The sequence below is a fragment of the Bacillus sp. JS genome, from assembly GCF_000259365.1.
In the GTDB taxonomy this organism is placed as follows: domain Bacteria; phylum Bacillota; class Bacilli; order Bacillales; family Bacillaceae; genus Bacillus; species Bacillus stercoris.
The window spans coordinates 3,761,862-3,784,589 of the sequence record NC_017743.1; the positions used below are offsets into that span (position 1 = coordinate 3,761,862).

Genomic DNA, 22,728 nt, shown 5'->3' on the forward strand with positions numbered 1-22,728 from the left:
AAACTATTATATCATTTCAGTCGCTGCGATTGATAATTGCTTTTCAGCATCGTAATAAAAATTTCTTTGTTTTTGGTATTCTCCATGAGAGGAGAATGGATGTAAGACAGTTTGCGCTTTAACGAGAAATCTTTAATATGCAGAATTGAAATGTCGCGGTGAATCAAATCCTTATGGAGCACGCTTCTGGATAGAACCGAGAGTCCCATGCCGCTGATCACCGCTTCCTTTACACCTTGGTTGCTGCTGATGGTGAACATTGATTTCGGCCGAAGTCCATTTGAACTGAGCACATGATCGAGAAATTCTCTCGTCCCGGAGCCTTTCTCCCTTGTCACCCACGCTTCGTTTTGCAAGTCGCTGATTGAAATATCTCTTCGTCCGGCCAGCGGGTGCTGATTTGGAGCGGCAATGCACATTTCGTCCTCCATGAACGGCTCAATTTCCAGCTCATTCTCGTTTGTATGTCCTTCGATCAGCCCGATATCAGCCTGAAGCATCCGCACACGCTCGCTGACCTCCTCTGTATTGCCAATCATGACATCGAGATTCAGCTCTGGATACAGCTTTTGCAGCTGGGCCAATAGCGGCGGAAGAATATACTCTCCGATTGTAAAGCTTGCAGCGATTTTCAATTCACCCTTCACATAGTGATGATGTGCATAGATTTCAGCCTTGGCTTGTTCGTAGAGAAACACCATTTGCTTTGCTCTTTGATATAAAATGTCTCCTGTCGGCGTTGTCGTAAAGTGTTTTGGCGACCTGTTCAGAAGAGCGGTTTGAAATTCTTTCTCAAGATTTTTGATATGCAGACTGACGCTGGGCTGGGAAATCATCAGCTTTTCCGCCGCTTTTGTGAAGTTTTTTTCTTCTACCACCGCTATAAACGTTTTCAGCACGTCGTAATACAAAAACCCCACCCCTGTCATTAATGAAATATATGGTTATGATTAGTTTTCTTTATTGTACTCATATCATCCGTCTTGGTAAAGAAGGCTATACGGAAGCGCAAAAAAGGCAGCCCTCAGTCGAGAGCTGCCATCGTCTTCATTTTTATTACAGTGCTTGCACCGCTGTAATTAATGCGAGATTGTAAACATCTTCAGCGTTACATCCTCTTGAAAGGTCGTTCACAGGCATATTTAAGCCTTGCAGGATTGGTCCTACCGCTTCAAAGTTGCCCAATCGCTGAGCGATTTTATAGCCGATGTTTCCCGCTTCAAGGCTTGGGAATACGAATACGTTAGCGTCCCCTTTGATCTCGGAATCCGGCGCTTTTTTCTCAGCTACAGATGGAACAAATGCGGCATCAAATTGGAATTCGCCGTCAAGTGTCAGTTCAGGCGCTTTTTCTTTTGCGATTTTCACTGCATCCGCTACTTTTTCTGTTTCATCAGATTTTGCTGAGCCTTTTGTAGAGAAGCTGAGCATTGCCACGCGAGGCTCAATGTCGAACATTTTTGCCGTGTTGGCACTTTCGATCGCAATCTCGGCAAGATCTTGACTGTCAGGCGCAATGTTGATCGCGCAATCTGCGAATACGTATTGCTCTTCTCCGCGAGCCATGATGAACACGCCGGATGTCTTTTTCACGCCTTCTTTTGTTTTGATGATTTGAAGAGCCGGGCGGACAGTGTCAGCAGTTGAGTGAGCCGCTCCGCTTACGAGTCCGTCTGCAAGGCCTTTATACACCAGCATTGTACCGAAGTAGTTCTCGTCTAATAATGCTTTACGAGCCTGTTCTTCTGTCGCTTTGCCTTTGCGGCGTTCTACGAATGCTTGTACAAGGTCTTCCATGCCTTCATATGTATGAGGATCATAAATCTTAACGCCGTCCAGCGTAAGATTCAATTCTTTTGCTTTTGCTTGGATCTCATTTTCATTGCCGATCACAATCGGATTCAGCACTTTGTTTCCTGCAAGCTTGCTGACCGCTTCTAAAATACGCTCGTCTAAGCCTTCAGGAAATACAATTTTAACGTCTTTTCCAGCTACCTTTTCTTGCACTGTTGAAAATAAATCTGCCACAATAAAACCTCCTCAAAAAGTTACAAAAACGCTTTCTTTTACTAGCATACTCTTCTTCCAATCAAATTCAAACAGCCAACTTTCATTATAGCGCTTTCATAAAAAAATCTTATTTTTCTAACTAATTTAAGTGACTCACTCTTCCCTTATAGGTTCTTCTATTTTGATGGAGTTATACGGAAGGGATGTTCAAGGTTTCTCCACAGTAGAATCGGATAAACTATGGTATAGTGAAGGCAATCATGAAAAGATAATAGGAGTGAAGATAAATGAGTGAACAGCAAATGACGAATGAAGCGGCAAAAACGCTTGACGGCTGGTATGCGCTTCATGATTTCCGCACAATGGACTGGACATCCTGGAAGCTGCTGTCCAGTGATGAGCGCCAATCTATCATACACGAATTCACCGGGTTGCTTGAAAAATGGGGCGTAGCTCAAAAAGAAGGAAAAGGATCGCAAACCCTTTACAGCATCGTCGGCCAAAAAGCTGATTTTATGCTGATGATCCTTCGTCCTACAATGGAAGAATTAAATCAAATCGAGCTTGAATTCAACAAATCAAGACTTGCTGAGTTCACCATTCCGGCATACTCCTACGTATCAGTGGTAGAGCTTAGCAACTACTTGGCAAGCGGTGACGGTGATCCTTACGAAAATCCGCATGTGCGCGCGCGCCTTTACCCTGAACTGCCGGAGTCTAAATATGTATGCTTCTATCCAATGGATAAAAGAAGATCCGGCAATGACAACTGGTACATGCTTTCTATGGAAGAACGCAGAAACTTGATGAGAAGCCATGGCTTAATCGGCCGCAGCTATGCGGGGAAAGTCAAACAGATCATCACTGGCTCTGTCGGTTTTGACGACTACGAGTGGGGCGTTACATTATTCAGCGATGATGTCCTTCAATTCAAGAAGCTTGTGTATGAAATGCGTTTTGACGAAGTCAGCGCCCGTTATGGCGAATTCGGTTCATTCTTTGTCGGCAATCACCTTTCGCTTGATACACTTCCTCAATTCCTATATGTATAATATCCCCTCCCGCCCTATTCGGCGGGAGTTTTTCAACCCATCTTTATCAGAATTTAAATAAAATTTGCTATTTTCCCCGTTTTTTCTTACGATGTAGGTAATAATCCAATTTTTTCAAAGGGGTGCAGTGATTTGTCAAAACGAACCGCATTTGTTATGGGAGCCAGTCAAGGGATCGGGAAAGCAATCGCTCTGAAATTAGCAGACCAGCATTTTTCCCTCGTCATTAATTCACGAAATTTGGATAATATTGAATCTGTCAAAGAAGATATTTTGGGCAAGCATCCTGAGGCGAGCGTCATTGTCCTTGCGGGGGATATGTCTGACCAGCATACGAGAGCGGGCATTTTTCAGGAAATCGATTCTCAATGCGGACGGCTTGATGTTCTGATTAATAATATACCGGGCGGCGCGCCTGACACATTTGATAACTGCAATATAGAGGATATGACAGCCACTTTCACACAAAAGACCGTTGCCTATATTGACGCTATCAAGCGTGCTTCCTCACTGATGAAACAAAATGAGTTTGGCAGAATCATCAACATCGTCGGAAATCTGTGGAAAGAACCCGGGGCCAACATGTTCACAAACAGTATGATGAATGCCGCTTTAATTAACGCCAGTAAAAACATTTCCATCCAGCTTGCTCCTCACAACATTACAGTCAACTGCCTGAACCCTGGTTTTATCGCTACGGACCGTTATCATCAATTTGTGGAAAATGTGATGAAAAAAAACAGCATATCCAAACAGGAAGCAGTGGAACAGATCGCTTCCGGGATTCCGATGAAACGGGTCGGATCAGCCGAAGAAACCGCAGCGCTCGCCGCGTTTCTTGCCTCTGAGGAAGCCTCCTACATCACAGGACAGCAAATTTCCGCTGATGGCGGCAGCATGAAAAGCATATAAAAAACATCCCGCTTTTTAGCGGGATGTTTCTTGTAATGACCCGAACGGCAGGTTCAGTTTTTGAATCCGCATGACAAATTCCCGCAGATCCTCTTGCTTCGACACCATTGAGATTCTGACATGCCTTTTTCCGTTGCTTCCGAAAATTTCGCCCGGTGTGACTACGACATGGGCATGCTCCAGCAAGTAATCGGAAAATTGGTGAGATGTCTCAAACGTATTCGGAATTTCAGCCCATACGTAAAAGGTTCCTTTTGGCTTTTCCATCTTCCAGCCCAATTCCTTTTCGCAAAGCGCCGTAAAAAAGTCAATTCGTTCTTTATAAATTCGTTTCAGCGATTCCGTTTGCTCCGGATCTCCGGAAAGCGCCGCACTCGCTGCCTGCTGCAGCCCGCCGAACATGCCGACAAATACATGATCCTGAAATTCATTGACGGCCTGAATGATCTTTTCATTCCCAACCGCAAACGCCATTCTCCAGCCTGCCATATTAAATGTTTTTGAAAATGAATAAAGCTCTGCTCCGACAGCCTTGGCATCCTCTGCCTCAAGAAAGCTGGCCGGTTTTTGATCGAATTCAAACGCCCCGTATGCAAAGTCATGAATCAAATGGATATGATGCTCTTTCGCAAAAGCAGCCGCTTTTGCATAAAAAGCCGCATCAGCCACAGCTCCAGTGGGGTTGTTCGGATAGTTTAAAAACATAAGCTTCGCTTTTTCCAGCACGGCTGGATCAATCTTTTCAAAATCCGGCAGATAGCCATTTTCTTCATACAGCGGCATTTCGTAATGCTCAGCTCGCGCCATCGTAATCCCTGATAAATATTCAGGGTAGCCTGGATTCGGGACTAAAGCGATGTCTCCCGGATTGAGCAGGCATTGTGTCAGCACATACAAACCGGCTTTCCCGCCTCCGAAAAGGGCGACCTCCGTTTCAGGATTGATTGTCACGCCGTATTCTCTTTTATAGAAAGCAGCGATTGCTTCCTTCAAAAAAGGATAACCTCTGAATGGGCCGTATCCATGAAACGAAGGATTCAGAGACGCCTCCCGCAAAGCCTCGACGATATGCGGCGGAGTGGGAAGGTCAGGGTTTCCTTGTCCGAGATTAATGATGTGGGCCCCCGTTTTTTCCAATTCCTTTACCTTTTGAAAAACGAGAGAAAACTCCTGCCTTGGAAGTGTCTTGATGACATCGGACGGTGTTATTTCCATCTAAAAGACTCCTTTTTGCTCCGTTTTGTTATCCCGTTCCAAAAACGATTTGTTAACAAGCTTCGTATGCAGAAACAATCCGCATACAATCACAACAATCAGCCCCATAATGACCGGAGCGCTGAAGACGTTGATTAACATTGAACCAACAGAAATGCATAATCCGATAGACGCTTCGGCTACTGAAAAAATGCGCCCTTGAATCTGGTTTGCCGCATTCTCCTGAACCTTCACCTTTGCAAGCACTTCCCCGTATTCCATCGCGATGAAAAAGAGGATCGCCGCGATGATAGAAACAGCGAATATCGGCGTGAATAAAAACAGCGCCAGCGAAACAATCGATAAAACGGTAAAGTACGTCAGGCCTCTATTGTTGTTAAAGCCCCATTTGCTGACAAGCGCCGCCCCGATAAAGCCGCCGAAGCCGATGCAGAATGTGAGGATAAAGTTGCCGATTTCCCCATCACCAAGAAAGCGGCTGACAATCGGAAAATAGCTGTACACAATTCCCCACAGCACAGCCATTGTAATCATCGTAAACATGGCGTTTAATACGAATGCATTGCTTTTGATTTCCTTGAGTCCTTCTTTAAAAGACTGAAAGGCCTCTTTGATGTTTTCAGATTGAATCGGCACAAATTGCAGTTTGATACGGCTGATAAAAAATGCCGAAATCAGGTATGTCACACCGTTAAAGGCCACAGCCAGCTCCACAGATCCGCCTAACAGAAAGAGCCCTCCGGCAGCCGCCCCGACGATAATGGAGATGGTTGTCGCTTTTGCAAATAACGTGTTGATGCTTTTAATATCTAATTCCAAGGACGACATGACGGCAAGACGGGCCGGATTAAAAAACACGCCGCTTCCATAAGAAATAAACAGCAGAGCCAGAAAAATGAGGGGATACTCGCCTTTTGGAAGAAATGTGAGCCCCAAAAAAATGATGCCTCTGATGATATCCGTCCACAGCATGATCTTAATTCTGTCTAGCCGGTCGACCAGAACCCCTAAAAACGGCTGGAACACCATCGGAATGCTTCTGACCACGATGACTCCGGACGTCACCCAATAATCGTGATAATATGTAGACAAAATGAGCAGGGCAGGGAGAACACAATAGTCTCCCATAAACGACAGCGCCTGCCCGTAAAGCAAGTACTTAGAGTTTGGCTTCAGCTGTTTCATACTGGCAGCACATACTTTGCCGTCAGCTTCGCATGCTGCTGAATTTGTCTGATTGATTCAGCCACATCCTGTGAATTGCTGCCTTTCAGTTCAAATGCAGCGATGGAGTTGAAAGCTTCGAACAGTGTCAAATCAACTGAAGTGCCTGGCGCTGCGGCCGAAAAAGAAACGATTTCAGTATCCCCTTTTAAAAGCCCGTCAGGCAGATCGATCGCTTCAATGACCAAATCCTCAGCGGTTTTTGGAATCTGGCCATTTTGTTTGAAATGCTGCGGGTACAAATGGCAGTCGGCAACATAGTATGGCTCTTGATCCAATAATCCGTTAGGCAGATCGGCGTCTTTTCCGAAACAAAGGACATCTAATAATAATTGCGCCATATCAAGGCCGAAAACCTTTTTAATATTAGGGATCATATTCCAGCCAGCGAATCTGGCTGCCGATTCAATTAAACCCGGTTCTCTGTTTTTCATTAGCTTGATCTCTGTATGTGTTGCGCAATTTTGCAGGCCAAGACCTTCATTTGCCTTTTTGGCGGCTTCGACAATTTTCTTTTTCGCCTCTTCATCCAGAATGGACGGCGTAATGTGGGATGTTTCTGTAAATCCGATTTGCGGCGTTTTGTCATGAATGGCGATCGGGAAATACTCACCCTCGGCCATGATGCCTTCGATGCTGATATAGTCGGAGTACCCTTCTGTTTGATACCAGTCTCCATACTCACCCTGTAAAAATTCTTCAGCGATAAACGGCGCTTCAAACGTAACCGCCTTTGGCACGTTAATCGACTTCAGATAGTCATTGACTCTGTTAAATTCTGCTTCTGCCGTCTCAGTGTCCGTAATCAGCGTGACGCCGATTGAACTCGCTAAGTATGTAGGCTTTAAAATAAGAGGTGTGCCGATTTCTTCAAGTGCGGCACGGAAATCCTCAAGAGTTGTGACACGTTTGTTTTTGATTGATTTGACGCCAGCCTTATTAAAAGCGTCTCTCATTTTATTTTTATCTCTGGCATTTTCGGCAGCCTGCACGCCGGCACCTCTCAGGCCCAGACGTTCACAGGCTTTCGCCATCGGGGCAATGAATAATTCATTGTTTGTTGTGATGGCATCCACCCCAAACATTTCGGCAACCTTGACGATTTGCTCGACAACCTCTTCTTCAGGCTTGTCATGATCCTCATGCGCCCAATAAATGGAGTCAGGATGCTCAAAATCAGCTAAACTCTTAAAATAGTCTTTATCTTTTATGACCGCGACCGAGTATTTTTCAATCAAAGCTGCGTGGGAGGCTGTAATTGCAAAAGGCCTTGGAATAAAGCTGACCAGATTATATTTTTCAGCAGCGCTTTTATAAAACATGTGCGGCGGGCAGCCTCCAAGATCAGCAATGACCAATACTGTTTTTCTCTCCATATGTAAAACACTCCTTCTCTATTGTGCGGTGTATCCTCCGTCTGCGGTGATGGCGCTTCCGGTCATATAGCTTGATAAGTCCGAGGCTAAAAACAGCATCACATTTGCGATTTCTTCGGGTTTCCCCAGCCTTAGCAGCGGATTTACCTTTGCCTTTTCTTTTTTGATCTCTTCAAGTGTGCCTTCATTATTTTCAAGGAATGATTTTTCATTCAGCGGTGTGTCAATAATCCCCGGGCATACGCAGTTCACGCGAATTTGATGCTTCGCATAATCAACGGCCATTGATTTAGTCAGCTGCAAAACGCCGCCTTTGCTGGCATTATAGGCAGGAATATCAGGCCACGCCACGAGTCCGCCGACTGAGCATGTATTAATGATGTTGCCTTTGCCGGCAGCCAGCATATGCTTAAGTGCGTGTTTGCTCATTAAAAACGTGCCGGTCAAATTGACTTGCAGCACCTTGTTCCAGTCGCTGAGCTCCATCTCGTGAATGGGCGCCACGATTTCGATGCCTGCATTATTAATCAATACATCCAGCCCGCCAAATGTATCGACCGCCGATTCAACAGCGTGCTGACAGGCAGCTTCGTCTGTAATGTCCGTTTGCACAAAGTGCAGCCTGTCATTATTTTCTTTCCGTACCATTGCTTCTCCCTGCTTCTCGTCAATATCCGCCACAACCACATTGGCCTGCTGGTTCAAAAAAGCCTGAACCGCCGAATAACCAATCCCTGATGCGCCTCCTGTTATGAGGACGGTTTTATCGGTGAGGTTCATGATTATTCATCCGCCTTCATTTTTTTTGCCTTTGCCCTGTTATAGCGCGGCGGGAAGAAGATATTAATCGATTTTGATTCTTTTTCTGAACGGTTGATGGCACCATGATCTTCACGAGGCTCACAGAAATAAGCTGTGCCGAATTCCATCCCGACTGTGCAGCCTTCGACCGTCATGTCATAGCCGCCGCCGATGCAGATGCCGATTTGTTCATTGCGATGTTTATGGAAAGGCATTTCTCCGCCGTTTCCAGGGATTTTGGCAAGCATAATCTCTACCCAATCCTCAACAAAGAACGTGACTTCCATGCCCGGCAGCAGGTCTCTTGTTTTGAAAATATCCAAAAAATAGTCCTCAGGACTTGTATAGGTTTCATCAGCTTTCAGCCGCTTGATATCAATAGCAATCACTTCTTGGTCTGTGTCGTTTCTTGCCCCGTGAGGCACATGCGGAGGCGCGATATAGGCAGATTCCAAGGCTGTCATTTTTCTTGTCACATCTCCGACAGTCATCATCAGCTCGCCGGAAACGACCATGCCGATTTGAACCTCCTTATGCTGATGGGGTTCAACATTGGTATGCGGCGGGACGTAAGACATTAATACTTCAGTATCTCCTCGTACGGTTGAATACTGCCTCACTCCGTTTTCCCATTCAATTAATTTCGGAGTCGGGAAATAAAGCTCCTGCATATCTTCTTTAGTTTTCATCATCAACGTCTCCTTTTCCAAATAATGACCAGCTCATCGGAATGCTTTTGAATGTTTTTACAAAGGTTAGCCCGTACTTTTGCCTTGCAAGCTCATTGGTTAAGGCAATATCATACAAGCCTTCTTTTACTTTTCTTGCAGCTTGGCTGGTCGAATTGACCAGTTTGAAACGTACATCTTTGCGGGTAAAATATTTGATTAGATTAATAGGTGATGGATGTGAAACAACAACAGATGTATCAAGCATATCGTCTCTGAATTCAAAATCAGGACGAACAGCCAGGCCGTACATCGGTGTATCGCACCTGAAGATCTGCAATAGCTGCAAATCCGGCCTCATGTAGAAATGCTTAATGCCGTCATAAGCGTGTGGGACGATGGTATATTCCAGCGGGCTTTGAAGTGTCCTTTCAATGCATGATTCAAAAGTATCATGCAAGGACAATTTACTGTTCAGCCCTTGTAGAAGAGTAAAATTGGAAATGAAATGCTTTGCTGCGTACTCACTGCTTGTCCCCTCAGGGCCGAGCGTGTTGACTGTAATGAGTTTGGATAGTGTATCAGTTCGTTTTTTTGTCTGAATGCTATTATCCAATATAATCATGAGCACCAACCAATCTTTTAAAATTTTAAGTAAATTTTATCCAGCGGAAATTGAACTGTCAATGTTTTTTGAAAATATTGATAATTATTCCCATACAAACAAAAAACCCTTTAAAAAGGGTTTTTAATTATAGGAATTTAGAAACTTTGTTTATTGGGATAAGGACTGATCGGCCTTCTGCTCATGCTTGCCGTATTTTTTATATGCGAATACACTGAGTACAAATCCGAGCACTGTGATGGCGGCGCAAATCCATCCGACGGCTGCATAGCCGTATGCCACATAGACAGGTCCCATCAAAGCAGATCCTAATGTCACGGCCAGATTCGAGGCGAGACTGTAAAACACCATGATTTTTCCGCGATGACGCTCTGAGCAATCACTCAAAATGGTGCTGAGCAGCGTCACCGTCAAGCTTTGCATTAATCCCCATATAAATAGGCTGACAATTAACAGAAACATTGACGCCGGCGCATATGGTAAACATGCCAGCAGAACGCTGATGACCCCCAGCGCAATCAAAAGGGAGCGCATTTTTCCGATGCGGTCGGCCACCTTTCCTGTAATGACACTCATGGAAAACCCGATTCCGTAAATCATGATAAATAAGCCCGCAGCTGTGTTTCCTCCGGTAAAAACGTCCTGAAGATAGGTGCCTAAAAAGGAATACATACCGTAAAATCCAATCATATTACAAAAGGTTATCGTGATATAAACAGGTACACGCGGGACTTTCAGCGCATCCCGGAATGTTCCTGCCGGCTCTTCTTTTTCTTCCTCGCCGCTTGTTTGATGCTGGGCATGACGGCGCATTTCAAGGAGAATCAGCAGGACGACGAAAACGCCCATCAAGGCGAAAATCCAAAATGTCCATCTCCAATGCAGGACTCCGCCGATAAATGATCCGAGCGGCACTCCAAAAATCAGCGCCAGCGACCAGCTTGAAACGATCAGCCCCATCACCTTGCCTCGGTATGTATAAGGGACACGATCACCGACAACTGCGTAAGCGGTCGGCACAAATGCTCCCGCAGCCAATCCCGATAGCGCCCGGCCTAAAAAGAAGAAAAAGATATTTTGACTCAAAGCGCATATCACTGTTCCTATGATAAAGATCATAAGCCCGGCCAATAAACTCAGTTCTCTGGAGTATTTATCTCCTAATGGAACCAAAAGCGGCGCACCGATAAAAATCATAATGCCGTAAATACTGATAGATAATGCAAGGACACTGACATCTGAGCTGAAGGCTTTTGCTAAATCCGGCAGCAGCGGTGAGATCACAAGCTCTTCTGATCCGGCCGCAAATACCCCCATCGTTAAAGCCAGTGCTAACAATAGCGGAAAATGATGTTTTGTTTTGATGTCATTGTTTTGATTGCTGTTCATTCTTTCTCAAACACCTCTTCCATAATCTTCTTATCATAAAGTTGTATTATAGTTTAGCATTGTTTTTTCATCATTTACAATTCGAACGAAACCTTTACATTTTTAATTATTTTCATTTAAATCTCAATATAGATTTCCTCGTTTCATTTTGAAAATCAACTGATTTTAACATACCAAAAAGCTCTCCGGTCTCCCGGAGAGCTTTTCCTATTGCGCCTCTGCCTGTTCTTTTTCTGCCGGTTCATGTTTGATACGCTTTTTGATGCTCAGATGATAGTACGTATAGCAGAAAATAATGATCGGCACGCCGCAGTACAAGCCGATCCTTTGATCCGGAATGAAAATAAGGCTGATCAACACGCATCCGTATAAACAAAATCCGAGAATCGGGACTAGCGGATAAAGCGGCGTTCTGAACTCCAGATCATTCACGTTTCCGCCTTCAGCGAGGAAACGTCTGCGAAAGAAAAATTGCGACGCACAAATGGACATCCACGCAACAACTGTCACCATGCCCGAAATTGAGATACACCATAAATACACTGTTTCTGCGGCCATGACACTTGTCAGCAGCGAGCAGCCGGAAATGCCGAGGGTAATCAGCAGGGCATTCATCGGCACGCCTTTTTTTGTCAGTCTGGTGAGAAAGGAGGGGCCCATTTGATTTGATGAAAGTGACCACATCATGCGCGACGCCGCATACAAACCCGAATTGGCAACAGATAAAATCGCCGTTAAGATGACAAAGTTCATGATATCTGCCGAAAATGGGATGCCGATTTGATCGAGCACCGCTACAAACGGGCTTTCAATAACGCCCGCCGTTTTGTACGGAAGAATGGCAACCAAGACGAACATTGCCAGCACAAAGAAAAACAGCGTGCGCCAAATGACATTCCGAATGGACTTTGGCAGTGTTTTTTCCGGACTTTCACTTTCCCCTGCCGCAATGCCGACAAGCTCCGTGCCCTGAAAGGAGAAATTCACCATGACCAGCGTAAACATAACGGCCAGCACCCCATTAGGGAAAAGTCCCCTGTCAGTCATAAAGTTAGACAAAAAGGGTGTTTCGTGTCCGCCTTTAAAGTCAATCAAGCCAAACACAGCGGCTCCGCCAATCACGATAAATAAGATGATCGCCGCCACTTTGATGCTTGAAAACCAAAATTCCATTTCCGCAAAGCTTCTGACAGACAGCGCATTAATCAAAAAGATGACAATCCCAAACACGAGACACCATATCCAAATCGGAACGGAGGGCAGCCACCTTTGCATCAAAATGCCTGCTGACGTCAGCTCCAAACCTACTGTATTCGCCCAGCTGAACCAATACAGCCAGCCGATCATAAAGCCTGTTGACGGTCCCAGAAATTTAGTGGCGTAGGCCTGAAACGATCCGGCCACCGGCATGGCAACAGCCAATTCTCCTAAACAAAGCATGACGAGATACATTAAAAATCCGCCGATAATATACGCGGCAATGGCGCCGAGCGGTCCCGCCTGGCTAATGGTAAAGCCGGAGCCTAGAAACAGCCCTGTTCCAATCACCCCTCCCAAAGCAATCATAAACAAATGCCTGCTTTTCATGCTGCGCTGCAATTCATTTTTATGATTCTGCATCATCCTTCCTCCTTTGATTCTTTTGCCGTGATGGTCATCCGGTAGCTTTGCAAAAGATGGACGGTGGTTTGTTGTATGAGGAAAGGCAATACATGAAATGTGTATGGTTTATAGACTCGTTCCGTCCATTTATGGCCGTCTTTTCCATACACGCCCATATTAATGGATGGAATATTCAGCTTGCGTATGTCTTTAAACGGAATGGTTCCAATCATATTCCACCCAGGGAAGTTTCTGATAAAAGAATCAATTTCGTCATCGGTTTCGTGCAGCGATAAGAAGCTGCCGTCTGCCAAGTAGGGGAAAAACTTTTTGAAGACAAATGTTTCGCCTGTCGATTCAGCGGTTTTGTCAGCCGCTTCTTTAATCACATGCTGCAAAAGCTGATCTCTTGTGCTATCTTCTTTCAAATAGTTATGCGGCAGGTAAGGAGGTGCGTAAAATAGAATGACTTTTGCGCCTTGATCGGGGTCAAGCTTTTGAAGCTCTTCGATTGCCTGAAAGCATCTCATACGAAGTTCAAGGTGCTCGTTGGCTTTGAATGTCTGCTCAATACACTGTTCGGGATCAATTCCCCGGTTTCTCAGCTTTTCTAAGTATTGCTCCAGACTATACACTTGGATGCCCCATGATAAATGTTTCTTTGGCAGGTTGGCTCTTTTTACATATTCTTCATAATAGTCTGATAATTCTTGTTCTGTTTCCCGGCATGCTTCCTCAGTGACTTCAATAAGCAAATCCATCATTTCCTTTGCTGTTCTTTCATAAATAAAACAATTGAAATACAAGCTTGTGCTGACAGCCGTTTGCACATTATAGGATTCCTTGTTATCACGCTGATACAAACAGGATGGGGGCAGAACCAACTCCCCTTCAACCTTTTCTGCCAGATGAATGTTATTGTGGAGACGGCTTGTGATTTCAGCTGAAATGAAATTCGGGTCAATCCCTGCCAGTGTATCGCCAACATGGACTTCACGGCCGTAAATGTAAAAGCAAGGCAGTAGTTTTCCCGCGGCTCCAGTATAGATATATCTTGTCTGATCACCATCGTAAAGCGGGGTAATAAAATCCGTATTAATGGCAGCCAGATAGTGAAGCTGTTTTTCTTTTTTTAGCCGGTTCAGCTCTGAAATGCTGGCGAGCACGCCCGAATGCTGGCTCTCCTCATCGGGATTTGCCATAAACAATACATTTCCCGGCAATGTTTCAAGGTTCTCCGAAAAATGCAGGAGATTGGCTAAATGTACGGCGATGCCGCTCTGCATATCGACAGATCCTCTTCCGAACATCCAATCGCCTGATTTGGCATCCCGCTGAACATCCTGATCGAACTCATAGCGGCTGAAATACTCCGCCAATTTCTCACAATCAAAAGCGATATCCTTTAAAGGGCCGAAATCTTCAATTCCGACTGTATCAAGATGGGCATGGTAAATGACTGTATTTCGGCTTTCTCCACATCCTTCAATAAACGCAAAAATATTTTTGCGATTGTATGGGTCATTGGGAATGGCCTGTTCCCACACATGACTGGGGTGTTTCTGAAAATAAGGATAGCTCGTGATCACTTCTTTGATAAAATCCGCTTTTGTCCCTTCTCCAACGGTGCCGTTCACACTGCTGAGGCTGACCAGAGATGCAGTCAGCGCCTCCACTCTTTCAGCCGGATTCATGTGACTGATTTTTGTATACTGCATAAATTGTCCTCCTGATCAAAAAGTTGAAATCGTGCGATTCGCTCAAGAATCGCACGATTTGATTTCTCTCAAATCAAAAAGCTTCAGACGTTGTTTTGGCTTGCATATGAAGAATTAAGTAATCGGGACCGCCTGCTTTTGAATCTGTTCCGGACATATTAAAACCGCCGAACGGCTGATAGCCGACAATTGCTCCGGTGCAGCCTCTGTTGAAGTATAGGTTTCCGACATGGAAATCCTCGCGCGCCCGTTCAATGTGCGCACGGTTTTTCGTCAGAAGCGCGCCTGTTAATCCGTATTCCGTGTTATTGGCAATCTCCAGCATATGATCGAAATCACGCGCTTTGCAAATCGCAACAACCGGGCCGAAAATTTCTTCCTGCATTAAGCGCGCGTTTTCATCAACATCTGCAAAGATCGTCGGCTGAATAAAGTAGCCTTTTGAATCATCGCCTTCTCCGCCGGTCAATAGCTTGCCTTCAGATTTGCCAATTTCAATGTATTTCATCACTTTGTTGTAGGATGCTTCATGAATCACGGGACCCATATACGTATCAGGATCTTCCGGATTGCCGACAGTCAGCGTTTTGGTCAGCGCCACAGCTTTTTCCACCACTTCATCATAATCATCCTGATGGATAACCGCGCGGGAGCCCGCAGAACACTTCTGTCCTGAATATCCAAATGCTGAGTACACGATAGAGGATGCAGCAAGGTCAAGATCAGCGTCCTTGTCGACAAGCACTGTGTCTTTTCCGCCCATCTCAGCAATTACCCGTTTGAGCCATTTTTGGCCCGGCTGCACTTTGGCGGCTCGCTCATAAATCCGGCAGCCGACTGCACGGGAACCTGTAAATGAGACAAATCGTGTCTTCGGATGCTCAACTAAGAAATCACCGATCTCCGCTCCATCTCCCGGAATGTAATTCAGAACACCGTTTGGCAGGCCCGCTTCCTCCATGACCTCGACAAATTTTGCTGCCACTACCGGTGCTGCGTCAGCCGGTTTTAAGAGAATCGTATTTCCTGTCACAATCGCTGCCGCCGCTGTTCCCGCCATAATTGCAAGCGGGAAGTTAAATGGTGAAATGACGATGCCGACACCAAGCGCTTCGTAATGATATTGATTGAACTCGCCAGCACGGCTCTTCACCGGAGCCCCTTCCTTAAGGTTTAACATTTGGCGCGCGTAGAACTCTAAAAAGTCTATCGCTTCAGCCGTGTCCGCATCCGCTTCCTTCCACGGTTTTCCCGCTTCCTTCACAAGATAGCTTGAAAATTCATGCTTTCTTCTGCGCAAAATAGCCGCTGCTTTAAAGAGAATATTCGCGCGGTGCTCTGGTCTTTGTTTTTTCCAGGATTCAAATGCCTGCAATGCGGCTTGCATCGCTTTTTCAGCAAGCTCTTGATCCGCTGTAGACGCGTACCCAATCACCTCTTCTTTGTTAGCCGGGTTAATAGAAATGATTTTGCGGTCCGTTTCAATTTTTTCTCCATTGATAACAAGCGGATAATGCTTGCCAAGCTGAGTGTTTACAAAGGCCAATGACTCCCCAAATGCTGTTTTATTCATTGCTTCTGTAAAATCTGTAAATGGTTCGTGCGCGTATGTGACTGTCATATGTAGTCCCCCTCGTGTTATGAAATATATCTTCGCATATGAATAAAAATGCAAGAATCATGCCATTTTCTTGTCTTTTGCTGAAAAAACTTGTTGAATCGAACAGAAATTTGTCTAACAGGTGATCACCTTTCTCTTTTTCCGAGCTTGAAAGCAAATTATTTTTGCGGTTTTTGCTCTTCCCACAAAGAAAAACGCAAAATTATTTTGCATCGGCTTCAAATCCGAAAATTACACCCATCCGCGGAATCGCGATGCTTCTGCCGATTTTCTGATGCCCGTCATGTAAGCCGCCAAGCGCATATCCACTTTATGTGTTGCCGCTGTCTGATAAATCGTTTCGAACGAACTGACCATGACGCTTCTCAATTTTTCTGCAACCTCTTCTTCCGACCAATAATATCCTTGGTTATTCTGCACCCATTCAAAATAAGAAACCGTGACGCCGCCGGCACTCGCCAGGATATCCGGCACAAGCAGCACGCCTCTTTCATTCAGGATCTTAGTGGCGTCAATGGTTGTCGGTCCATTCGCTGCTTCGACGACGATTGACGCCTGAATGTTATGTGCGTTTTTGGCTGTGATTTGATTGGAGATCGCGGCAGGCACTAAAATATCGCATTCCTTTTCAAGCAGCTCCTCATTTGTGATGACGTCAGTAAATAAATTGGTGACCATGCCGAAGCTGTCACGTTTATCGAGCAAATAAGGGATATCAAGGCCGTCTGGGTTGTAGAGCCCGCCATGGGCATCAGAAATCCCGATCACCTTCGCGCCCGCGTCGTGCATGAATTTGGCCAGGAAGCTACCCGCGTTTCCAAAGCCCTGTATGATGATGCGTGCGTTTTGAAGCTTGATCCCTTTTTTCTTCACCGCCTCTTCAATACAAATCGTGACGCCCTGTGCCGTCGCCGTTTCCCGTCCTTGCGATCCGCCTAAAACGAGCGGCTTGCCTGTAATAAAGCCCGGAGAATCGAATTCTCGCAGTCGGCTGTACTCATCCATCATCCACGCCATAATCTGCGAATTGGTGTATACATCTGGAGCTGGAATATCCTTTGTCGGACCGACGATCTGGCTGATGGCACGGACATACCCCCTGCTCAGCCTTTCCAGTTCTCCAAATGACATTGTCCGCGGATCACAAATGATACCGCCCTTCCCGCCGCCGTAGGGAAGATTGGCAATCCCGCATTTGAGCGTCATCCAAATGGATAATGCCTTTACTTCCTCTTCATTGACTTCTGGATGGAAGCGAACGCCCCCCTTTGTCGGACCGACAGCATCATTGTGCTGTGACCGGTAGCCTGTGAACACTTTGACGCTCCCATTGTCCATTTTGACCGGAATGCGGACAGTGAGCATTCTCTGCGGCTCTTTCATGAGTTCATACATATCGCCCGGATAACCCAGCTTCCGAATGGCTTCCTTAATGATCGTTTGGGTAGACAGAAATAAGTTAAGAGCTTCTTTTTCTTCATCTTTTGAGACTTGCTTTGCTGACATCTTTTTCACCTCATTGTTTTTTTGGCCGGCTGTAATGTAAGCGCTTTAAAAAATCAGCCCGCCAATTCCTTTCTTCATTGGATTCACCATATGATCATGCAAGATCCGTACCAGCTTTTGAATCCACAAAAAAAAGAGACTGAAAACATCTCAGTCTCTGACTACAAATCTATCGATTAACGGGGATCAATCACCAGCTGCGTTTCAGCATAAAAACTGCCGATTCCCAAACCGTTTACTACATCGCCTTTAATCGTGTAAGTGCCTGCGCGAGGAAGAGTTTTGCGCACCATGACGAGGTCAAATTCGGATGCGCCTAACAAATCAAGCGTAAGCGGGAGTCTGACTGTTTTTCCATCGTTTAAAATCTGTGTTTCTTTCAGTGTTCTTCCATTTACTGAATCTCTTGTCGTAGCATGAAACCCGTCAGGAAATTGAAATACTACCGCTCCGAGAGAAAGCACCGCATTTGGTTTATATGTCACTTCAATATCAGAAGTGGTCCACTCTTTTGTGCTGTTGATCGTTTTTGCCTCGATTGATGCAGACTGTGCATGAGCTTGGCCTGAAGGAAGCAAGATTGATAGTAAGACAGCTGAACTGATCAATAATAAAGATACGAATGAAGTTCTTTTTAACATGGCATTTCCTCCTCAAATCACTGTTGAAATTGGCCAGAGCGTCCTCTGCAGAAAAAGCGTTTTTTTGCAATTCGCGAATTACCAGTTCTTTTTCTTAAAAATTAATCTATCATCATTTTCCATGGAAGTAAATGCTTTTTCAGGAATATTAACACTTGGAATCACTTGTGAATTCCTTCCTGTTTATACAAGGTTCAAATGGAGGATTTACCACTCTTTTTCTAGTAACTTATACCTTCTGATTTCTATCTTTTATCCTATTTTAAAAAAGGACAAAAAAAGTCGAAGATGCCTCTGCTCTTCGATTGATCACGTTCCTATTTTTATCTGAATTCAGTGTTCCAGTTAAAACCGATCGTCTCATCATTCCACGGAATTCTTTTTTCATCAGGCTGATCCGGATTATACGACATGGTGGTAAAGTAGATAATTGTCAGCGGCGTTTCTCCCAGCACTCTGTATCCGTGGGCCACCCCTTTTGGGATTAATAACAGCATCGGGTTGTCTTCGCCCATATAATAGACGTCCGTTTCTCCTTTTGTCTTTGAGTCGTCTCGAAGATCGTAGAGGACAACCTGAGCGTGACCGGTTGGGAAGAACCAGAGATCATCCTGCTTCTCATGATAATGAAATGCCTTAATCACACCCGGATAGCTTTTCGACCAAGAGGCCTGCCCGAAATGCTCAAGAAGATTCTCATCATCCCGGACCAGCTCAGCAAAAAAGCCTCTGTCATCGCTATGCTTCGTCAATTTTTTCACCTTGACTCCATCAATCATGCGCACTGCTCCTTTCCTGCAAATACTCCCGTAACGCTTCCCGCCAGTGGCGGGGGCGGATGCCGGCTTCTTCAATAGCCCGATGGCTCAGCACAGAGTATGCCGGGCGTGGCGTTTTGTTCCCGTATTCCTCTGTTGTGACAGGCAAAATGACTGTAGCCAGCCCGCTTTCTTCCATAATCGCCTTCGCAAACTCATACCAGCTGCATATGCCTGAATTGCTGACATGATAGATGCCCGGCGGATGGCTGAACAGCTTGATGACCGCTTCTGCTAAATCCTTCGTATAAGTCGGCGAACCTATTTGATCGCTGACAACCCGCAGCTCTTGTTTCGTTTCAGCAAGCTTCAGCATGGTATGAACGAAATTGCTGCCGCCATGTCCGTACACCCATGATGTTCTGATGATCGTGCTGTCTTTTGTTGCCAAACGAATCAGTTCTTCTCCGAGCTTTTTGCTTTTGCCATAGATGGTGTTTGGATCAAGGGGATCGTTTTCCTTGTAAGGCTGGTTTCCTTTCCCATCGAATACATAGTCTGTGCTGATATGAACATATTGAGCGCCGATGCGGGTTGCCTCTAGCGCAGTATAATAAGCGCCGATTCCGTTGATCAAGTACGCTTTATCAAGCTCTTTCTCACATTGATCAACCGACGTAAACGCGGCGGTATTGACCACAATATCCGGCTGATAATGGCCAAACGAATGCCGTACTGAGCGCTGGTCAGCAATGTTCATCATCTTCTTTGTTAACGCAATGACCTCGTATCCGGCTTGCTTCAGCTGGCGGCACAGTTCCAGTCCAAGCTGTCCTCCCGCCCCAGTCACCAATACCTTTTTCAATCAGATCACCTTCTCATCGGTCATTATCTGTATACCACTGAATCGTACGCGCAATGCCTTCTTCAAATGGCACTTCCTGCCGCCAGCCCAGTTCATTTTTCAGTTTTGATGCATTGATTGCATAGCGCCGGTCATGCCCTTTTCGGTCTTCCACGTGGGCGAACAATTCCTCACAGCCCAGGTGCTTCATGATGATGCTCGCAAGCTCTTTATTCGTGCGTTCATTTCCGCCGCCGATGTTATACACCTCGCCTACGGTTCCTTTTTCTAAAATCAGCTTGATGGCGCGGCAATGATCCTCCGCAAACAGCCAATCTCTAATCTGAAGTCCATCTCCATACAGCGGAATCGGCAGGCCTTGCTTCGCATGACGGATAATCGTCGGAATCATTTTTTCGCTGTGCTGATAAGGGCCGTAATTGTTGCTGCATCGTGTAATGATCGCCGGAAGCTTGTGGGTTTTCACATAAGACAATACGAGCAAATCAGAGCTTGCTTTGCTGGCTGAGTAAGGATTATTAGGAGAAAGCGGCGTCGTTTCTGTAAACGCTGGATCATCCGCTTCTAAATCCCCGTACACCTCATCCGTTGAAATATGAATCAGCTTCTTGGCTTTGCCTTGCAAAACTGCTTCCGCCAATCGGTAAGTCCCCATGACATTTGTGGTGATAAACGGCTCTGCTTGGGAAATGCTTCTGTCCACATGCGATTCTGCAGCGAAGTGAATAACCCCGTCATAGGTCTCGTCAAACGCGCGGTCGATATCCTCCTGAACGCTGATGTCCCCTTTTATAAAGCGAAAGCGGCTGTTTTGCTTCAATGTTTCCATTTCTTCCGGGTGGCTGGCGTACGTCAGTTTATCTAAAACGGTAATGCGCGCATCCGTTTCCCTGAGCATGAGCTTTGTAAACGTGAGCCCAATGAAGCCGGCCCCGCCCGTAATTAAATATGATTTTGCCATCACTTTTCGTCCTGTCCTTTCTGTAAAGCCTTGTGTACAAGCTGGGAAGCGAGATAAAGCGATTCGTGAGTTCCGGCATCTACCCACCAGCCTGATAACACATCATACGTAAGCTGGCTGTTTTCGATGTATAGATTATTCACATCGGTGATTTCCAGCTCGCCTCGCTTTGATGGTGATATTTGTTCAATATACGAAAATACCTCCGCATCATACATATAAATGCCGGTAACGCAAAGGTTGGTCGGCGGCTGTTTGGGCTTCTCGATGATGGAACGAATCCGTGTGTTTTCTTCATCAATCTGAGCGATTCCGAAGCGTTCCGGGTCATCCACTTCTTTCAGCAGCACCTTTGCCCCTTTCCCCTGCTGTTCAAACCGTTCTGTATAAGGCTTTAATGAATCTTCAAATATATTATCACCTAATAACAAAATGAAAGGCTCTTTTTTCGTAAAGCGCTTTGCATAAGACAGCCCATCCGAAATGCCCGATGCTGCAGGCTGTACCTGATAAGTGATTGTAACGCCAAGCTCTTCCCCGTTTCCAAGCAGTTTATAAAATTGCGGCATATGCTCTTTTTGGCTGATGAGTAAAATGTCTGTTATTCCGGCTTCCTCCAGCTTCATAATCGACCAATATATCATCGGATACGGCCCTACAGGAAGCAAATGCTTGTTGACGGCTTTCGTTAAGGGCATAAGGCGTGAGCCGTTTCCTCCGGCTAAAATAACACCTTTCACATTAACACTTCCTTACATGCATTTTTATACCTTTTGTTCATGTAATTCTTGAAGAATAGCTGTTACCCGCTTGATGCCTTTTCCATCCACGAACGGCCTTCCTCCTTTGTGCAAAGAAAGGCGAAGAGGATAGCTGCTCACAATGCGCGACATCTGATAAATGAGTGTTTCACCCGGTACAAGCTCACCCAAGCCAAGATTAAGAGCGGCACCTTGCTCGGCAAATGTTTTGGCTGTTGTCGTTTGATGTTCAACCTGAGAGAGAACAAGGCACGGCACGCCGATGCAAATGGCTTCATACAGTGAGATGCCGCCGGCGACAATGGCTGCGTCCGCTTGTTTCATCAAACCCGCCATATCATTTGTCTGTTCGATCACCTTGTACTGCGGCTTCTTTTCGATCTGCCTTCGGACTGCCTCTTGATGCGGTGAAGCGCTCCCCATCACAAACATCATGTTTTTGTCTTTTATGGCGGGGACTTGATCAGCGGCAGCCAGCACTTTAAAAATAAGCTGCTTCGGATCACTTCCTCCTAATGCAACAAGGATAGTGCGGCAGTCTTTCTTAAGTGTGTAATTCTCTCTTGCGGCCTGAAAGGCGGGGTGAAGAATAAGATAGTCCGGGCCTTCATAGACGCGTGTGTTTCCCTGAACGTACACCCTGCTCCTGATGTCACCGTAAATGCCGTTAATGACCGCGTCACTATATTGAATCGATTTACCATTTTTCTCTTCAAAAAGAACAATTTTCACATCTGTTTCCGTCTTTATTTTCTTTAACAGCTCTGCAGGCGCACCTAGAATATCAAATAAAAGCAAATCAAACTTCTTGCTTTTTATTTCCCGGAGAATAAATTCGTGCTGCTGCAGGTCCGGTTTTACGATGACACGCCAATGCTCTTCATGAAGAAACGCTTCAGACTCCTGATTCGTGTAAAACGTAATCAAGCAGCTCTGTTTGAGTTCTTCCGCAAGTCTCTTCATCCGGACAACATGGCCCATTCCCTTTTCATAGCCACCGTCTGCAACGATCCCAACACGCAT

General features: G+C 45.5%; 21 protein-coding genes. 2 read left to right on the forward strand and 19 right to left on the reverse strand.

What is annotated here, in order from left to right; all coding sequences use genetic code 11:
• Positions 1-11: 11 nt before the first annotated feature.
• Both cysL and pta read right to left on the reverse strand, forming a co-directional pair.
• On the reverse strand, positions 12-911 hold the full coding sequence (gene cysL / locus MY9_RS19075) for a cysJI operon transcriptional regulator CysL (RefSeq protein ID WP_014665792.1): 900 nt from the start codon (positions 909-911) through the stop codon (positions 12-14).
• Between the two features lie 145 nt (positions 912-1,056).
• On the reverse strand, positions 1,057-2,028 hold the full coding sequence (gene pta / locus MY9_RS19080; RefSeq protein WP_014665793.1) for a phosphate acetyltransferase: 972 nt from the start codon (positions 2,026-2,028) through the stop codon (positions 1,057-1,059).
• A 269-nt stretch (positions 2,029-2,297) separates the two neighbouring features.
• Here pta and hemQ point away from each other — a divergent pair, with 269 nt between their 5' ends.
• Together hemQ and bacG are read left to right on the forward strand one after the other, a co-directional pair.
• Positions 2,298-3,062 carry a hydrogen peroxide-dependent heme synthase gene (hemQ, locus tag MY9_RS19085; protein WP_003227507.1) on the forward strand — a complete coding sequence of 255 codons (765 nt, stop codon included), beginning with the start codon at positions 2,298-2,300 and terminating at the stop codon, positions 3,060-3,062.
• Between the two features lie 132 nt (positions 3,063-3,194).
• A complete protein-coding gene (bacG, locus tag MY9_RS19090) occupies positions 3,195-3,974 on the forward strand; it encodes an NADPH-dependent reductase BacG (RefSeq protein WP_014665795.1) in 780 nt (259 codons plus the stop codon).
• A 15-nt stretch (positions 3,975-3,989) separates the two neighbouring features.
• Here bacG and bacF read toward each other — a convergent pair whose 3' ends face one another.
• The 17 genes from bacF to MY9_RS19175 all read right to left on the reverse strand — a co-directional run bounded on the left by bacF (position 3,990) and on the right by MY9_RS19175 (position 22,728).
• Positions 3,990-5,189, reverse strand: a complete 1,200-nt coding sequence (gene bacF, locus MY9_RS19095) for a transaminase BacF (protein WP_014665796.1) — start codon at positions 5,187-5,189, stop codon at positions 3,990-3,992.
• On the reverse strand, positions 5,190-6,374 hold the full coding sequence (gene bacE / locus MY9_RS19100) for a bacilysin exporter BacE (protein WP_014665797.1): 1,185 nt from the start codon (positions 6,372-6,374) through the stop codon (positions 5,190-5,192).
• Complete coding sequence (gene bacD / locus MY9_RS19105; protein WP_014665798.1) at positions 6,371-7,789, reverse strand: alanine--anticapsin ligase; 1,419 nt, start codon at positions 7,787-7,789, stop codon at positions 6,371-6,373. The genes bacE and bacD overlap by 4 nt, the downstream gene beginning before the upstream one ends.
• 18 nt (positions 7,790-7,807) lie before the next feature.
• Positions 7,808-8,569 (reverse strand): dihydroanticapsin 7-dehydrogenase, encoded by a 762-nt coding sequence (gene bacC / locus MY9_RS19110; protein WP_014665799.1) that lies wholly within the window; start codon positions 8,567-8,569, stop codon positions 7,808-7,810.
• A 2-nt stretch (positions 8,570-8,571) separates the two neighbouring features.
• On the reverse strand, positions 8,572-9,279 hold the full coding sequence (gene bacB / locus MY9_RS19115; protein ID WP_014665800.1) for a 3-((4R)-4-hydroxycyclohexa-1,5-dien-1-yl)-2-oxopropanoate isomerase: 708 nt from the start codon (positions 9,277-9,279) through the stop codon (positions 8,572-8,574).
• Positions 9,269-9,883: a prephenate decarboxylase gene (bacA, locus tag MY9_RS19120; protein WP_014665801.1), complete on the reverse strand. Its 615-nt coding sequence runs from the start codon at positions 9,881-9,883 to the stop codon at positions 9,269-9,271. The genes bacB and bacA overlap by 11 nt, the downstream gene beginning before the upstream one ends.
• Before the next feature lie 150 nt (positions 9,884-10,033).
• Complete coding sequence (locus MY9_RS19125; RefSeq protein ID WP_014665803.1) at positions 10,034-11,272, reverse strand: MFS transporter; 1,239 nt, start codon at positions 11,270-11,272, stop codon at positions 10,034-10,036.
• Positions 11,273-11,479: 207 nt separating this feature from the next.
• A complete protein-coding gene (locus MY9_RS19130; RefSeq protein ID WP_041521444.1) occupies positions 11,480-12,892 on the reverse strand; it encodes an amino acid permease in 1,413 nt (470 codons plus the stop codon).
• A complete protein-coding gene (locus MY9_RS19135) occupies positions 12,892-14,592 on the reverse strand; it encodes a M20 family metallopeptidase (RefSeq protein WP_014665805.1) in 1,701 nt (566 codons plus the stop codon). The genes MY9_RS19130 and MY9_RS19135 overlap by 1 nt, the downstream gene beginning before the upstream one ends.
• A 73-nt stretch (positions 14,593-14,665) precedes the next feature.
• Positions 14,666-16,213 carry an L-glutamate gamma-semialdehyde dehydrogenase gene (gene pruA / locus MY9_RS19140; RefSeq protein WP_014665806.1) on the reverse strand — a complete coding sequence of 516 codons (1,548 nt, stop codon included), beginning with the start codon at positions 16,211-16,213 and terminating at the stop codon, positions 14,666-14,668.
• 231 nt (positions 16,214-16,444) lie between these two features.
• Positions 16,445-17,719, reverse strand: a complete 1,275-nt coding sequence (gene rocG / locus MY9_RS19145; protein ID WP_014665807.1) for a glutamate dehydrogenase — start codon at positions 17,717-17,719, stop codon at positions 16,445-16,447.
• Between the two features lie 176 nt (positions 17,720-17,895).
• On the reverse strand, positions 17,896-18,360 hold the full coding sequence (gene bslB / locus MY9_RS19150; RefSeq protein ID WP_014665809.1) for a biofilm surface layer hydrophobin BslB: 465 nt from the start codon (positions 18,358-18,360) through the stop codon (positions 17,896-17,898).
• A gap of 323 nt (positions 18,361-18,683) precedes the next feature.
• Positions 18,684-19,139, reverse strand: coding sequence for a dTDP-4-dehydrorhamnose 3,5-epimerase family protein (locus tag MY9_RS19155; protein WP_014665810.1), 456 nt, complete (start codon positions 19,137-19,139; stop codon positions 18,684-18,686).
• Positions 19,132-19,983: a dTDP-4-dehydrorhamnose reductase gene (gene rfbD / locus MY9_RS19160; protein ID WP_041521445.1), complete on the reverse strand. Its 852-nt coding sequence runs from the start codon at positions 19,981-19,983 to the stop codon at positions 19,132-19,134. Before rfbD ends, MY9_RS19155 begins: the two co-directional genes overlap by 8 nt.
• A 13-nt stretch (positions 19,984-19,996) precedes the next feature.
• Positions 19,997-20,944 carry a dTDP-glucose 4,6-dehydratase gene (gene rfbB, locus MY9_RS19165; RefSeq protein ID WP_014665811.1) on the reverse strand — a complete coding sequence of 316 codons (948 nt, stop codon included), beginning with the start codon at positions 20,942-20,944 and terminating at the stop codon, positions 19,997-19,999.
• On the reverse strand, positions 20,944-21,684 hold the full coding sequence (locus MY9_RS19170) for a sugar phosphate nucleotidyltransferase (protein WP_014665812.1): 741 nt from the start codon (positions 21,682-21,684) through the stop codon (positions 20,944-20,946). Before MY9_RS19170 ends, rfbB begins: the two co-directional genes overlap by 1 nt.
• 24 nt (positions 21,685-21,708) lie before the next feature.
• Positions 21,709-22,728, reverse strand: a complete 1,020-nt coding sequence (locus MY9_RS19175) for a PseG/SpsG family protein (protein ID WP_014665813.1) — start codon at positions 22,726-22,728, stop codon at positions 21,709-21,711.

Excerpts from the sequence above, each read along its gene's own strand:
- MY9_RS19135 (WP_014665805.1), bottom strand. The coding sequence starts at position 14,592 with ATGCAGTATACAAAAATCAGTCACATGAATCCGGCTGAAAGAGTGGAG.
- bacF (WP_014665796.1), bottom strand. The coding sequence starts at position 5,189 with ATGGAAATAACACCGTCCGATGTCATCAAGACACTTCCAAGGCAGGAG.
- bacB (WP_014665800.1), bottom strand. The coding sequence starts at position 9,279 with ATGAAAACTAAAGAAGATATGCAGGAGCTTTATTTCCCGACTCCGAAA.
- bslB (WP_014665809.1), bottom strand. The coding sequence starts at position 18,360 with ATGTTAAAAAGAACTTCATTCGTATCTTTATTATTGATCAGTTCAGCT.
- MY9_RS19130 (WP_041521444.1), bottom strand. The coding sequence starts at position 12,892 with ATGCAGAATCATAAAAATGAATTGCAGCGCAGCATGAAAAGCAGGCAT.
- bacD (WP_014665798.1), bottom strand. The coding sequence starts at position 7,789 with ATGGAGAGAAAAACAGTATTGGTCATTGCTGATCTTGGAGGCTGCCCG.
- MY9_RS19125 (WP_014665803.1), bottom strand. The coding sequence starts at position 11,272 with ATGAACAGCAATCAAAACAATGACATCAAAACAAAACATCATTTTCCG.
- rocG (WP_014665807.1), bottom strand. The coding sequence starts at position 17,719 with ATGTCAGCAAAGCAAGTCTCAAAAGATGAAGAAAAAGAAGCTCTTAAC.
- MY9_RS19175 (WP_014665813.1), bottom strand. The coding sequence starts at position 22,728 with ATGCGTGTTGGGATCGTTGCAGACGGTGGCTATGAAAAGGGAATGGGC.
- MY9_RS19155 (WP_014665810.1), bottom strand. The coding sequence starts at position 19,139 with ATGATTGATGGAGTCAAGGTGAAAAAATTGACGAAGCATAGCGATGAC.
- bacE (WP_014665797.1), bottom strand. The coding sequence starts at position 6,374 with ATGAAACAGCTGAAGCCAAACTCTAAGTACTTGCTTTACGGGCAGGCG.
- bacC (WP_014665799.1), bottom strand. The coding sequence starts at position 8,569 with ATGAACCTCACCGATAAAACCGTCCTCATAACAGGAGGCGCATCAGGG.
- hemQ (WP_003227507.1), top strand. The coding sequence starts at position 2,298 with ATGAGTGAACAGCAAATGACGAATGAAGCGGCAAAAACGCTTGACGGC.
- pruA (WP_014665806.1), bottom strand. The coding sequence starts at position 16,213 with ATGACAGTCACATACGCGCACGAACCATTTACAGATTTTACAGAAGCA.
- rfbB (WP_014665811.1), bottom strand. The coding sequence starts at position 20,944 with ATGGCAAAATCATATTTAATTACGGGCGGGGCCGGCTTCATTGGGCTC.
- bacA (WP_014665801.1), bottom strand. The coding sequence starts at position 9,883 with ATGATTATATTGGATAATAGCATTCAGACAAAAAAACGAACTGATACA.